12 protein-coding genes are annotated in these 13,294 nt (G+C 71.6%); 8 read left to right on the plus strand and 4 right to left on the minus strand.

Features of this window, described 5'->3' with window-relative positions; genetic code table 11:
* Positions 1–43: 43 nt before the first annotated feature.
* Positions 44–2,917, minus strand: coding sequence for an aconitate hydratase (locus BU204_RS23835; RefSeq protein ID WP_075127959.1), 2,874 nt, complete (start codon positions 2,915–2,917; stop codon positions 44–46).
* 90 nt (positions 2,918–3,007) lie between these two features.
* Between BU204_RS23835 and BU204_RS23840 the strand changes: the two genes are divergently transcribed.
* Positions 3,008–3,373 (plus strand): VOC family protein, encoded by a 366-nt coding sequence (locus BU204_RS23840; protein ID WP_075127960.1) that lies wholly within the window; start codon positions 3,008–3,010, stop codon positions 3,371–3,373.
* 4 nt (positions 3,374–3,377) lie between these two features.
* Here BU204_RS23840 and BU204_RS23845 read toward each other — a convergent pair whose 3' ends face one another.
* Complete coding sequence (locus BU204_RS23845; RefSeq protein ID WP_075127961.1) at positions 3,378–3,725, minus strand: VOC family protein; 348 nt, start codon at positions 3,723–3,725, stop codon at positions 3,378–3,380.
* Positions 3,726–3,815: 90 nt separating this feature from the next.
* On the minus strand, positions 3,816–5,300 hold the full coding sequence (locus BU204_RS23850) for a flagellar basal body-associated FliL family protein (protein WP_075127962.1): 1,485 nt from the start codon (positions 5,298–5,300) through the stop codon (positions 3,816–3,818).
* Positions 5,301–5,588: 288 nt separating this feature from the next.
* Between BU204_RS23850 and BU204_RS23855 the strand changes: the two genes are divergently transcribed.
* The 7 genes from BU204_RS23855 (at position 5,589) to BU204_RS23885 (ending at position 12,710) form a co-directional block, all read left to right on the plus strand.
* Positions 5,589–6,884, plus strand: a complete 1,296-nt coding sequence (locus tag BU204_RS23855) for an NlpC/P60 family protein (RefSeq protein ID WP_233160543.1) — start codon at positions 5,589–5,591, stop codon at positions 6,882–6,884.
* A gap of 130 nt (positions 6,885–7,014) precedes the next feature.
* Entirely contained in the window at positions 7,015–8,079 is a 1,065-nt protein-coding gene (locus BU204_RS23860) for an AAA family ATPase (protein WP_075127964.1), read from the plus strand.
* Between the two features lie 50 nt (positions 8,080–8,129).
* Positions 8,130–9,029, plus strand: coding sequence for a DUF58 domain-containing protein (locus BU204_RS23865; protein ID WP_075127994.1), 900 nt, complete (start codon positions 8,130–8,132; stop codon positions 9,027–9,029).
* A complete protein-coding gene (locus tag BU204_RS23870) occupies positions 9,029–10,021 on the plus strand; it encodes a VWA domain-containing protein (protein WP_408608042.1) in 993 nt (330 codons plus the stop codon). Before BU204_RS23865 ends, BU204_RS23870 begins: the two co-directional genes overlap by 1 nt.
* Positions 10,022–10,157: 136 nt before the next feature.
* Complete coding sequence (gene fabG, locus BU204_RS23875) at positions 10,158–10,862, plus strand: beta-ketoacyl-ACP reductase (protein WP_075127965.1); 705 nt, start codon at positions 10,158–10,160, stop codon at positions 10,860–10,862.
* A gap of 52 nt (positions 10,863–10,914) precedes the next feature.
* Positions 10,915–11,682: an enoyl-ACP reductase FabI gene (gene fabI / locus BU204_RS23880; RefSeq protein WP_075127966.1), complete on the plus strand. Its 768-nt coding sequence runs from the start codon at positions 10,915–10,917 to the stop codon at positions 11,680–11,682.
* Positions 11,682–12,710, plus strand: coding sequence for a ferrochelatase (locus BU204_RS23885; protein ID WP_075127967.1), 1,029 nt, complete (start codon positions 11,682–11,684; stop codon positions 12,708–12,710). The genes fabI and BU204_RS23885 overlap by 1 nt, the downstream gene beginning before the upstream one ends.
* Here the strand turns inward: BU204_RS23885 and BU204_RS23890 are convergent.
* The gene (locus BU204_RS23890; RefSeq protein WP_075127968.1) at positions 12,695–13,267 is read right to left on the minus strand and encodes an ASCH domain-containing protein; all 573 of its coding nucleotides are present in this window, start codon (positions 13,265–13,267) and stop codon (positions 12,695–12,697) included. The genes BU204_RS23885 and BU204_RS23890 overlap by 16 nt on opposite strands.
* Between the last annotated feature and the right edge of the window lie 27 nt (positions 13,268–13,294).

Here is a 13,294-nt window from a genome sequence, read left to right on the forward strand (position 1 = left end):
GGCGGCCGGCGAGATCGCCGACCGCCCGTTTCCTACGTGCGAGCTACCGCTGGATCATCTTGCGCAGGACGTACTGCATGATGCCGCCGTTGCGGTAGTAGTCCGCCTCACCCGGGGTGTCGATGCGGACCACCGCGTCGAACTCGACCGTCGAGCCGTCCTCGCGGGTGGCGGTCACCGCGACCGTGCGCGGGGTGTCGCCGTCGTAGAGGGCGGTGATGCCGGAGATGTCGAAGGTCTCCGTGCCGTTCAGGCCCAGCGACGACGCGGTCTCCCCGGCCGGGAACTGCAGGGGCAGCACGCCCATCCCGATCAGGTTCGAGCGGTGGATGCGCTCGAACGACTCCGCCACCACCGCGCGCACCCCGAGCAGCGACGTGCCCTTCGCCGCCCAGTCGCGGGAGGAGCCGGAGCCGTACTCCTTGCCGGCCAGGACGACCAGGGGCACGCCCTCCTCCGCGTAGTGCACGGCCGCGTCGTAGATCGTCGTCTGCTCGCCGCCGGACAGGAAGTCGCGGGTGAAGCCGCCCTGGACGCCGTCGAGCAGGAGGTTGCGCAGGCGGATGTTGGCGAACGTGCCCCGGATCATCACCTCGTGGTTGCCGCGCCGCGAGCCGTAGGAGTTGAAGTCCTTGCGCTCCACGCCGTGCTCGGTGAGGTAGCGGCCGGCCGGCGAGTCCTGCTTGATCGCGCCGGCGGGGGAGATGTGGTCGGTCGTGACCGAGTCGCCCAGCAGCGCGAGCACCCGGGCGCCGGCGATGTCCTCCACCGGGCTGGGCTCCGCGGCCATGCCCTCGAAGTACGGGGGCTTGCGCACGTAGGTGGACGACGCGTCCCACTCGAACGTGTTGCCGGTGGGCGTCGGCAGCGACCGCCAGCGGTCGTCGCCGGCGAAGACGTCGGCGTAGTCGGTGGTGAACATCTCCGAGGAGATCGCCGAGGCCACCACGTCCTGGATCTCCTGCGGGCTGGGCCAGATGTCGGACAGGTACACCGGCTCGCCGTCGGTGCCCGTGCCCAGCGGCTCGGTCGTGATGTCCTTGTCCATCGAGCCGGCCAGCGCGTAGGCGACCACCAGCGGCGGGGACGCCAGGTAGTTCATCTTGATGTCCGGGTTGATCCGGCCCTCGAAGTTGCGGTTGCCCGACAGCACCGACACCACCGCGAGGTCGGCGTCGTTCACCGCCGCCGAGATCTCCTCCTGCAGCGGGCCGGAGTTGCCGATGCAGGTCGTGCAGCCGTAGCCGACCAGGTGGAAGCCCAGCTTCTCCAGGTACGGCAGCAGACCGGCGCGCTCGTAGTAGTCCATGACCACCTTCGAGCCGGGCGCGAGCGTGGTCTTCACCCAGGGCTTGCGGGAGAGCCCCTTCTCCACGGCCTTCTTCGCCAGCAGCGCGGCGCCGATCATCACCGAGGGGTTGGACGTGTTGGTGCACGAGGTGATCGCCGCGATCGCGACCGCGCCGTGGTCGAGCTCGAACGACGCGCCGTCGACGGTCACCCTGGTCGGGTTGCTCGGCCGGTCGCCGGCGCCCTCGGCGGCGGACAGGGCGTGCGCCGGCGCGCCGGCACCGTTGTCCTTGGTGTCGTGGCTCGGTGCGTCGCTCGCCGGGAACGACTCGGCGGCGGCCTCGTCGACGGGGGAGTCCGCCCCGAACGGCTTCTCCTGCTGCGGCACGCCGGCCTTACGGTCCTCGCCGCCGGTCACGCCGTGGCCGACGTAGTCGGCGAGCGAACCGCGGAACGCCGGCTTGGCATCGGTCAGCGCGATCCGGTCCTGCGGGCGCTTCGGGCCGGCGATCGACGGGACGACGGTGCCCAGGTCGAGCGAGAGCGTCTCCGAGTACGCCGGCTCCGACTCGGGGTCGTGCCACAGGCCCTGCTCCTTGGCATACGCCTCGACCAGCGCCACCTGCTCGGCCGAGCGGCCGGTGAACCGCAGGTACTCGACGGTCTCCCCGTCGATCGGGAAGATCGCACAGGTCGAGCCGAACTCGGGGCTCATGTTGCCGATCGTGGCGCGGTTGGCCAGCGGCACCGCGGACACGCCCACGCCGTAGAACTCGACGAACTTGCCGACCACGCCGTGCTGGCGGAGCATCTCGGTGATCGTCAGAACCAGGTCGGTCGCCGTCGCGCCGGGCGGCAGCTCGCCGTCCAGCTTGAACCCGACGACGCGGGGGATGAGCATCGACACCGGCTGGCCGAGCATGGCCGCCTCGGCCTCGATCCCGCCGACGCCCCAGCCGAGCACGCCGAGCCCGTTGACCATGGTCGTGTGTGAGTCGGTGCCGACGAGGGTGTCCGGGTAGGCCTGGCCGCCCCTGGTCATCACCACGCGGGCGAGGTGCTCGATGTTCACCTGGTGCACGATGCCGGTGCCCGGCGGCACCACCTTGAACTCGTCGAACGCCGACTGGCCCCAGCGCAGGAACTGGTAGCGCTCCTTGTTGCGCTCGTACTCGAGGTCGACGTTGCGCTCGAAGGCGTCCGGGCGGCCGAAGACGTCCGCGATCACCGAGTGGTCGATCACGAGCTCGGCCGGCGCCAGCGGGTTGACCTTGGCCGGGTCACCGCCGAGCTCGGTCACCGCCTCGCGCATCGTGGCGAGGTCGACCACGCACGGCACGCCGGTGAAGTCCTGCATGACGACGCGGCCGGGGGTGAACTGGATCTCGGTGGACGGCTCGGCCGACGGGTCCCACCCGGCGAGCGCGCGAACGTGGTCGGCGGTGATGTTGGCGCCGTCCTCGGTGCGGAGCAGGTTCTCCAGCAGGATCTTCAGGCTGTAGGGGAGGCGTTCGGAACCGGTGACGGCGTCAAGCCGGAACACCTCGTGCCTGGTGTCACCGACGGAAAGCGACTGGCGGGCGCCGAAGCTGTCCCTGCTCGTGGGTGCTGTCACATCCAACTCCATCCGACCTGTGGTGTGTGGTGTTCGGGAACGACCTGTCTCGACGCAAACAGTACGCTTGTCCTGTATTCGACGCCAAGGAGGGTCGTCCTCATGCTGCACCACGTCCAGATCGCCGCCCCGGCCGGCAGCGAAGATCGTCTACGCGCGTTCTACACCGGTGTGCTCGGGTGGGCCGAGCTGTCGAAACCGCCCCTGCTGGCCCCTCGCGGCGGATGTTGGTTCCGCGTGCCGGGCCGCGGCGGTCCGGACGCCGAGCTGCACGTCGGCGTGGAGGAGGACTTCCGGCCGGCGCGCAAGGCACATCCCGCCTTCGTCGTCGACGTGGACGCCACCGCCGCAGCGGTGGAGCGGGCCGGCCACCCCGTCCGCTGGGCCGACCCGGCCGAGATCCCCGGCCGCCGGCGCTTCCACACCGACGACCCCTGCGGCAACCGGCTGGAGTTCCTCGAGGGCTGAGTCGTCAGGAGCCCGGCGGGACCTGCCCGAACGCGATCTCGTTCCCCTCGGGGTCGACGTAGGTGATCTTCCGTACGCCGTTCCCGTAGGTCTCCCGGTTCTCCGGCTCCACCCCGCGTTCGGCCACCCCGGCCACCCGGCTGTCGAGGTCGTCGACCATCAGCGTGAGCAGGGCGTGGCCGGCGTGCTCCGGGCGCCGGACCACGTAGACCAGGCAGTGCTCGGCGAGCGCCCAGACCGCTTCGGTGTCGTGCGGGAAGAAGGCCGGCGGGGTGCCGAACAGCCGTTCGTACCACTCCAGCGCCGCCGCGAAGTCGTCCACCGCGACGCCCGCGAACAGGTCGAGGGTCATGGCGCAGGGTAGCGCCGAGGCCCGCACACGACTGTGGCCCGGCTCCCTGCGGGGGAGCCGGGCCACGGTGGTGCCTGACGGTCTAGCCGGTCACCGACCCTGGGTGACCAGCGCGATGACGTCCTCCGGGGTCAGGTCGCTCATCGCGGACAGGCCCAGCTCGGTGTAGGTCCGCAGCGGGCTGACGTACCACTTGCCGTCGAACTCGGTCACGACGACGCCGGTGTTCTTCAGCATCCCGGTCGCGAGGTGGGTCAGCGCCTGCTGCATCTCCGGGCTCATGCCGGTGCCGCCGATCTCCTTGCCCACGTCCTCCGCGCAGAGCGGCTGGTTCTCACCCTGGACCTCGGCCACGTAGCAGTCGCCGTCACGGCGGATCTTGACGGTCTCGCCCTCCACGGTGACCTCGAGCTCGGCGAGCATGACCTTCTTGCCGCCGCTCTCCGCGTCGGTGACCTCGGTCTCCAGGGTGGAGATCTCCACTCCCGCGGCCGGGGTCGTCCCGCCCATCTCCTCCAGCAGCGCCGGGCCCGCGTCGTGCAGTGCGCCCATCTCGTCCGGCGGGAGCAGCTCGATGACCCGCTCGACGTCGGAGTTGATCGAGGCCTGCACAAACTCCTTGACCGCGCCCTCGGCGTCGTCGGTGCCGTTGTTCGGGATCGACGTCGACGGCCACTTCTTGCCGGCGCTGGTCAGCGCGTAGTCGGCGACCGTGTAGAAGAGGCTCGGGTACCACTCGCCGTCGACGTTGACCGTGGCGATCCGGATCGGCTGGCCGGTCTCCTTGACGATGTCGGCGACGTCGACCTGCTCGTTGGTCGACTCGTTCACGGCCACGCCCTCGGGGAACGCCGCGTCCAGGAACTCCTGGGTGAAGGGCATCTCCCTGAGGTCGGCCCGCACGCCCACGGTGCCGCCGATGAGCTTGGTGATGGTCAGGTGGTCGTTGACCTTCTCCGCGCCCTTCTCGTCGTACTTGAGGTTCTTCGCCTCGATCGACGCACCGTGCAGCTTGTTCGGGTCGGCGTCGTCCTTGTAGACGTTCAGCTCCTTGAGCCGCTGGGTCGACCTGGCGTTGAACTCGACCATCAGCGCGGACTCGGCGGGGGTCAGGCTCTCCAGCACGCCGAGCACGTCACCCTGGCTCAGGCTGTTGACCAGGTTGGTCGCCGCCTCGGTCGGGTTCGCCTGCCCGGCCTGGTCGTCGCCGCCCCGGTTCAGGAAGAAGACGGTGCCCGCGACGCCGAGCGCGATGACCAGCACCGTGGCGATCGCCGCGATGACCGGGCCCTTGCGCTTGCGGGGTGCCTGCGGGCCGCCAGGCCCGTAGCCCGGCTGGCCGTAGGCCTGGTAGGCCGGCTGTACCGGCTGCGGGCCGGTCGGGTGGCCCGGCTGAGGCTGGTAACCAGCCTGCTGCGGGTAGTCCCCCTGCTGGTAACCGCCCTGCTGTGGGTAACCCTGCTGGGGGTAACCCTGTTGGGGGTAACCCTGCTGGGGCTGGGCGGGGAACGGCCCGCTGCCCGGCTGGTTCGGATCGTTCGGCTGCCACGGGCCGCCTGAACCTGGATAGCTCACGGTTCCCCTCCTGCGTTCCCGGTCACACCCCTTGTGTCGACCGGCGAAGACGTCCAAGCACCGGTTACGACGCGCGAGACCGTGGTGCTGGTTCCGCAGATTATCGCCCGGAGCGCAGGGATCGTTGCGCCACCCGCAGCCCGCCACGCCGTAACTTTCCGTATCTCCCCCAGTGCTCGTTCGGCTGAATGTGGTGGAAGAGGACCCTGTTTCTCCTGTGACAACTGGTACCAAAGAAAACGCAGTACACAGTGGCGGCGAGAGCGGTGGGTCGTGGGCGCAGGCCTGGTGAGCGGTCGGGGACGGCGGTGGGTGGCCACCGTCGCGGCGGTGCTGCTCGTGCTGGCCCTGGGCGCGGAGCAGGCCGGCGCCGTGCCGCCGCCCCCGCCCAACCCGAGCGACGACGAGCTCGGCACCACCCGGGCCGCCGCCAACGCGCGGGCGGCCAGGGTCGGGCGGTTGACCAACCAGGTGGCCCAGGCCGAGGCCCGCCTGATCGCGCTGCAGGCCGACGTCGAGCTCAAGATGGAGGAGGCCAACAAGGCGTTGGTCGACCTGCGGGCCGCGCAGGACGAGGCGGCCAGAGCCAGGGCCGAGGCCACCGCGGCGAGGACGGCGGCGGACGGCGCCTCCGCCGAGATCGACGACGCACGCGAGGCACTCGACGAGTTCGCGGCGAGCAGCTACAAGCAGGGCAGCACGGTCGGCTCGCTGTCGGCCTACCTCGGCGCCACCTCGCCGCGTGACCTGCTCGACCGCGCCCAGCTGCTCAACATCGTCGGCGACAGCCAGCTCGACGCCCTCGACGACCTCGAGGTGGCGCGCACGGACAAGGCCAACAAGGACTCGGCGGCACGCGCCGCGCTCGCGCTGGCCGCCGACCGGGAGGCGGCGGCCGGGCGGGCCAAGGTGGCCGCCGACGCCGCGACGGCCACCGCCCGGCGCGCCCAGCGGGACCAGGTCGCCCAGACCAGGGTGATCCAGGCGCAGAAGACCCGCGCCGAACGGGAGCTCGCGGCCGCTCGCGCCCAGGTCAGCGGCCTGGAGAGCCAGCGGCAGCGCTACCGGGACTGGCTCGCCGCCAAGCAGCGCGAGGACGCGGCCAACGCCGCGAGCGCCGCCTCCGGTGGAGGTGGCGGCGGCTCGGCCGCCGTCTCGGTGCGCGGCGGGGTGCGCACGGTGATCTCCCGCGCGCTGTCCCAGCTCGGCGTGCAGTACGCCTGGGGCGGCGGCAACGCCTTCGGCCCCACCCGCGGGATCCGGGACGGCGGTGTCGCGGACCTCTACGGCGACTACGCGAAGGTCGGCTTCGACTGCTCCGGCCTGATGATCTACGCCTTCGCCGGCGCCGGCTTCCACCTCCCGCACTACAGCGGCTACCAGGCGCAGGCGGGGCCGCGGTACCCGCTGAGCCAGCGCCGCCCCGGCGACATGCTGTTCTGGGCGACCGGCGGGCGCATCCACCATGTGGCGCTCTACCTCGGCGACGGCCAGATGGTCGAGGCCCCGTACTCCGGTTCGCGGGTCAGGGTCGCCCCCGTCCGCTACGGCGGCATCGTCCCCTACGTGACCCGCCTGCTCTGAGGGCCGCTCCCGAACGGGTGAGCCGGAGCATGTGGACGGTCGGCGCCGGGGCGAGCTTCACATCCGTCACACCGATTGTCGGGTTGCCTTGACTCGTGGGAGAAGTGACGCTTCACGAGGAGGTTGGTCTGTGACCGAGCCGGCGGAGTCGGTGAACGGGAACGAGCCCAGTACGCCCGCACGCGACGCCCAGCTGCTCGAGCGCACCGTGTTCGAGGTCAAGCGGGTCATCGTCGGCCAGGACCGGCTCGTCGAGCGGATGCTGGTCGGCCTGCTCTCCAGGGGGCACCTGCTCCTGGAGGGCGTGCCCGGCGTGGCCAAGACCCTCGCCGTCGAGACCTTCGCCAGGGTCGTCGGCGGGTCGTTCACCCGCGTGCAGTTCACCCCCGACCTCGTCCCCGCCGACATCCTCGGCACCCGGATCTACCGGCAGGGCAGCGAGAAGTTCGACGTCGAGCTGGGGCCGGTGGTGGCCAACTTCGTCCTCGCCGACGAGATCAACCGGGCCCCGGCCAAGGTCCAGTCGGCCATGCTCGAGGTGATGGCCGAGCGCCACGTCTCGATCGGCGGCCAGACCTTCCCGATGCCCGACCCGTTCCTCGTGCTGGCCACCCAGAACCCCATCGAGAACGAGGGCGTCTACCCGCTGCCCGAGGCGCAGCGCGACCGCTTCCTGTTCAAGATCGTCGTCGACTACCCGACGGCGGAGGAGGAGCGGGAGATCGTCTACCGGATGGGTGTGGCCCCTCCCGTGCCCCAGCAGGTGCTCACTCCGGCGGAGCTGGTCCGCCTCCAGGACGTCGCCTCCCGGGTCTTCGTCCACCACGCGCTCGTCGACTACACCGTGCGGGTGGTGCTCGCCACCCGCACGCCGCTGGAGCACGGGCTGGGCGACGTCGCGGGTTGGGTCGCCTACGGCGCCTCGCCGCGGGCGAGCCTGGGCATCGTGGCCTCCGCCCGTGCCCTCGCGCTGATCCGCGGCCGCGACTACGTGCTGCCCCAGGACGTGGTGGACGTGGTCCCCGACGTGCTGCGCCACCGCCTCGTGCTCTCCTACGACGCGCTCGCCGACGGCGTGCCGCTCGACCACATCGTCTCCCGCGTGTTGCAGACCGTGCCGCTGCCGCAGGTCACCGCCCGGCCCCAGTCGGGTGGTGTGCAGCCGCCGCCGGTCGGAGTGGCCGGCATGTCGTGAGGGACAAGCAGCAGGGCACAGCCGAGCGCCCTGGCTGGGCGCCGCCGATCATGCAGGGCGACCGGATGGAGCACGGCCTGCGGCTGCTCGAGCTCGACGTGCGCCGCCGGCTGGACGGGCTGCTCCAGGGCAACCACCTCGGTCTGGTACCCGGCCCCGGCACCGAGCCCGGCGAGGCCAGGACCTACCAGCCCGGCGACGACGTGCGCCGGATGGACTGGGCGGTGACCGCGCGGACGACCGTGCCGCACATCCGCGAGACCGTCGCCGACCGCGAGCTGGAGACCTGGGTCGTCGTCGACCTGTCCGGCAGCCTGTTCTTCGGCACCGCCGCCTGCGAGAAGCGGGACCTCGCGATCGCGGCGACCGCCGCCGTCGCCCACCTCACCGGGGGCGGCGGGAACCGGATCGGCGCGATCATCGCCACCGGGGAGCGGACGGTCCGGGTCCCGGCCCGGGGCGGGCTCGCCCATGCCCGCGGCCTGGTCCGCAAGATCGCCGAGACCCCCCGCGCGCCCGAGGGGGTGCGGGGCGACCTGGCCGACGCCATCGAGCAGCTGCGCCGCCCGCCGCGCCGGCGGGGGCTGGCCGTGGTGGTCTCGGACTTCCTCGGCGACCTCGCCTGGCAGCGGCCGCTGCGCGCGTTGTCGGCCCGGCACGACCTGATCGCCGTCGAGGTGCTCGACCCCCGCGACGTCGATCTCCCCGACATCGGCACGGTGGTCCTGGCCGATCCCGAGTCCGGGCGCCAGCGGGAGGTGCACGCCTCGCCGCTGCTGCGCCGGGAGTTCGCCGCGGCGGCCGCCGAGCACCGGGCCAAGGTCGCGGCGGCGGTGCGCCGGAGCGGGGGAGGGCACCTGGTCCTGCGTACCGACTCCGACTGGATCGCCGACACGGTCCGGTTCGTCGTCGCCAGGAAGCGTCGATGGTCCGGGGGAGGGGTGGCCTGATGTTCGACCTGACCTTTCACGACTTCGCCGCACCGTGGTGGTTCCTGCTGCTGGTCGTCGTCGCGGCGATCGTGGCCGGCTACGTGGTCGTGCAGCGGATGCGCCACCGGCGCACGATGCGCTTCACCAACCTGGAGCTGCTGGAGCGGGTGGTGCCCAAGCGGCAGGGCTGGATCCGGCACGTCCCGGCGGTCGTACTGGTGATCGCGTTGATGCTGCTGACGACGGCGATGGCCGGGCCGACCGCCGAGCAGCGGGTGCCCCGCAACCGGGCCACGGTGATGCTGGTCATCGACGTGTCGCTGTCGATGGAGGCGACCGACGTCAAGCCGACCCGGCTGCGGGCGGCCCAGGACGCCGCCAAGGACTTCGTCACCGGCCTCACCCCCGGGATCAACCTCGGCCTGATCGCGTTCGCCGGTACCGCGACCGTGCTGGTCTCGCCGACGACCGACCGCGACAGCGTGGCGAACGCGATCAACAACCTTCGTCTGGCCGAGTCCACCGCGACCGGTGAGGCGATCTTCGCCGCATTGCAGGCCATCGACGGGTTCGCCCAGGTGATCAGCGGGGTGGAGGGCGCGCCGCCGGCCCGGATCGTGCTGATGACCGATGGCAAGCAGACGATCCCGACCGACGACGGCAACGCCCCGCGCGGGGCGTTCACGGCGGCCAGGGCGGCCGCCGAGGCCGAGGTCCCGGTGTCCACGATCTCGTTCGGCACCGAGAACGGCCAGGTGACCATCGACGGCAAGACCCAGCCGGTGCCGGTCGACGACGCCTCCATGCGGGAGATCGCGCGGCTGTCCGGGGGCGAGTTCTACCGGGCGGCCACCGCCGACCAGCTGCACAGGGTGTACGACACGCTCGGTGAGCAGATCGGGTATGAAACCAAAGACGCCGACGCAAGCAGACCCTGGCTGATGCTCGGGACGCTGGCAGCGCTGGCGGCCGCCGGGAGCGCCCTGCTGATCGGCCAACGCCTCCCCTGAGGGTCCCCCGACTGCCTGTCGTCCGCATACGTCCTGGTCCCGCCGCTGTGAGAGCTGGACGCAACCTAAACGACCCCACCAGCGCGCCAACGGATAATCTTGCGTTCGCAAGTATCGGCCGTATGAGGAGTTGGGTGTGGGACGTTCAGTGCTGGTGACGGGGGGTAACCGGGGGATCGGGCTCTCGATCGCCCAGGCCTTCGCCGCACAAGGAGACCAGGTCGCGGTGACCTACCGCGGCAAGCCGCCGCCGGAGGGGCTGTTCGGCGTGCGCTGCGACGTGACCGACGTCGGTCAGATCGACGCCGCGTTCAAGGAGGTGGAGGAGCACCAGGGCGCGGTGGAGGTCCTGGTCGCCAATGCCGGTATCACAGACGACACGCTGCTCATGAGGATGACCGAGGAGCAGTTCACGAGCGTCGTGGACACGAACCTGACGGGCTCCTACCGGGTCGCGAAGCGTGCCTGCCGGGGGATGCTCAAGGCGCGGTGGGGCCGGATGATCTTCATCTCGTCCATCGTCGGCCACACCGGCGGTCCGGGGCAGATCAACTACGCGGCCAGCAAGGCCGGGCTGATCGGCGTCGCCCGCTCGATCGTGCGCGAGATGGGCAACCGCAACATCACGGCGAACGTCGTGGCTCCCGGCTTCGTGAGCACCGACATGACCGACGCCGTCTCCGACGAGCGGCGCGAGGTCATCCTCAACCAGGTCCCGGCCGGCCGCTACGGCCGCACCGAGGAGATCGCCGCCGCGGTCACCTTCCTCGCCTCCGACCTGGCCGGCTACATCACCGGAGCGGTGCTGCCGGTGGACGGCGGGTTGGGGATGGGTCACTGAGCGAACCTGACAGGATGGGCGGCGCATCGCCAGGCACACAGGAGGGACGCACGTGACCGGTCTGCTCGAGGGCAAACGCCTGCTCATCACCGGGGTGATCACCGACGCCTCCATCGCGTTCCACGCGGCGAAGGTCGCCCAGGAACAGGGGGCGACCGTCGTGCTCACCGGCTTCGGCCGGCTGAGCCTGGTGGAGCGCATCGCCAACCGGCTGCCCCAGCCCGCTCCGGTCATCGAGCTGGACGTGCAGAACAACGAGCAGCTCGACTCGCTCGCCGACCGCGTCCGCGAGCACGTCGACGGCCTCGACGGCGTGCTGCACGCGATCGGGTTCGCCCCGCAGAGCTGCCTCGGCGCGCCGTTCCTCGACGCGCCCCGCGAGGACGTCTCGGTGGCGGTCGAGGTGTCGGCTTACTCGTTCAAGTCGCTAACGGTGGCCGCGCTGCCGCTGCTCTCCTCCGGTGCCTCGGTCGTCGGCATGGACTTCGACGCCCGGGTGGCCTGGCCGGCCTACAACTGGATGGGAGTGGCGAAGGCGGCGCTGGAGTCGGTGAACCGGTACCTCGCGCGGGAGCTCGGCCCGCGGGGGATCCGGGTGAACCTGGTCTCGGCCGGACCGGTCAAGACGATGGCCGCCAAGTCCATCCCCGGCTTCGGTGAGCTGGAGGGCGGCTGGGACGAGCGCGCTCCGCTGGGCTGGAACGCCGAGGACGCCACGCCGGTCGCCAGGTCGATCTGTGCCGTGCTGTCCGACTGGCTGCCCGCCACGACCGGATCCATGATCATGGTCGACGGCGGCGTACACGCGTTGGGGCTCTAGTGGACGCCCTGCTCTGGTTGTCCTTCGGCGGGCCGGAGAGCCCCGAGGACGTACGTCCGTTCCTGGAGAACGTGACCCGCGGCCGGGGTGTCCCGCCCGAACGGCTGGACGAGGTCGAGCACCACTACCAGTCCTTCGGCGGGGTGTCGCCGATCAACCGCCTCAACCGGGCGGCCATCCAGGCCACCGAGGACGCGCTGGGGCGGCAGGGCATCGACCTGCCGGTGTACTTCGGCAACCGCAACTGGCACCCGATGGTCGAGGACACGCTGGCGCAGATGGCGGCCGACGGGGTGCGCCGGGCGCTGGTGTTTCCCACCAGCGCCTACGGCGGCTACTCGGCCTGCCGGCAGTACGACGAGGACATCGAGCGCGCGCGGGCGGCTGTCGGCGACGGGGCGCCGGACCTGGTGAAGCTGCGGCATTTCTTCGACCACCCGTTGTTCGTCGGCGCGTTCGCCGACGCGGTGCGCGCCGCCGCGCGCGACCTCGCGGACTACCGGCTGGTGTTCACCGCCCACTCGGTGCCGGTCTCGGCCGATCTCGCCTCCGGGCCGCCCGCGGAGGGCGGGGGGCGCTACTCCGGCCAGGTTGCCGAGGCGTCCCGGCTGGTCGCCGAGTCGGTGGGGGTGCGGGAGTACGACGTGGTCTGGCAGTCCCGGTCGGGCCCGCCCCAGGTGCCCTGGCTCGAGCCGGACATCGTCGACCACCTCGACATCCTCGCCGGCAAGGGTGTGCCGGCCGTCGTGGTGTGCCCGGTGGGCTTCGTCAGCGACCACCTCGAGGTGGTCTGGGACCTGGACACCGAGGCCGCCGAGCGGGCGGCGAAGCTGGGCATGGGCTTCGCCCGGGCCGCCTGCCCCAGCGGCGACCCGCGGTTCGCCGACCTGGTCGTCGAGCTGGTCTCCGAGCACCTGTCCGGCGTGCCGGCCCGCAGGCTCTCCGACTTCCCCGCCGCCGGCTGCACCGTCAACGGCGCCCCCTGCGCCACCCTCTGCTGCGAACCGGCCCGTCAGCGCCCCAGGTAGGCCTCGCCGCGCGGGGACAGCCGGTACCCGACCTCGAGGCTCAGCGTCAGGCCGAGGTTCTTGAGCTTGCGGACGTCGGCCTTGAACGGCAGGGTCTCGCGGCCGAGCTCCTCGGCGAGGTCGGCCGCGCGCACGGCCGGGCGGCGCGCGACGATCTCCAGGGTCTGCCGGGTCCAGGGCGCGGCGGCGGCCCGGTCCAGCCGGTCCAGCCGCCGGGTGATCTCCTCGACCTCGGCCACGGACAGGTCGGCGGCCGAGGCCAGCTCCTCGCGCGGGTCGGGCTGGTCACAGGGATGCAGGCGCAGCAGGTAGACCGGGTCCTCGGCCGACCCGTGCAGGTCCGCGACGGCCTCCGCCACCGACGGGTACCCGGCGGCCCGAGCGTCGGCGAGGGTGATCTCGGCCGGTGCCACCACCTCGACCGAGTCGACCACGATCCGCCCGGCAGAGGTCCGGTAGACGTTGCCCGCGCTGACCTGCCGGCGGCGCCACCGCCGGAACATCACGGTGATCGGGCCGTCGCGGATGCCCTGCCGCACCCGCTTCTCGATCAGCACGGTGGCTCGGACACGTCTGGCTCGGAC

Origin of the sequence: Actinophytocola xanthii, from assembly GCF_001921205.1 — a bacterium.
Classification (GTDB): domain Bacteria; phylum Actinomycetota; class Actinomycetes; order Mycobacteriales; family Pseudonocardiaceae; genus Actinophytocola; species Actinophytocola xanthii.

Coding starts and splice junctions, on each gene's coding strand:
- BU204_RS23835 (WP_075127959.1), bottom strand. CDS start 2,917: ATGGAGTTGGATGTGACAGCACCCACGAGCAGGGACAGCTTCGGCGCC.
- BU204_RS23840 (WP_075127960.1), top strand. CDS start 3,008: ATGCTGCACCACGTCCAGATCGCCGCCCCGGCCGGCAGCGAAGATCGT.
- BU204_RS23845 (WP_075127961.1), bottom strand. CDS start 3,725: ATGACCCTCGACCTGTTCGCGGGCGTCGCGGTGGACGACTTCGCGGCG.
- BU204_RS23865 (WP_075127994.1), top strand. CDS start 8,130: ATGCAGGGCGACCGGATGGAGCACGGCCTGCGGCTGCTCGAGCTCGAC.
- BU204_RS23870 (WP_408608042.1), top strand. CDS start 9,029: ATGTTCGACCTGACCTTTCACGACTTCGCCGCACCGTGGTGGTTCCTG.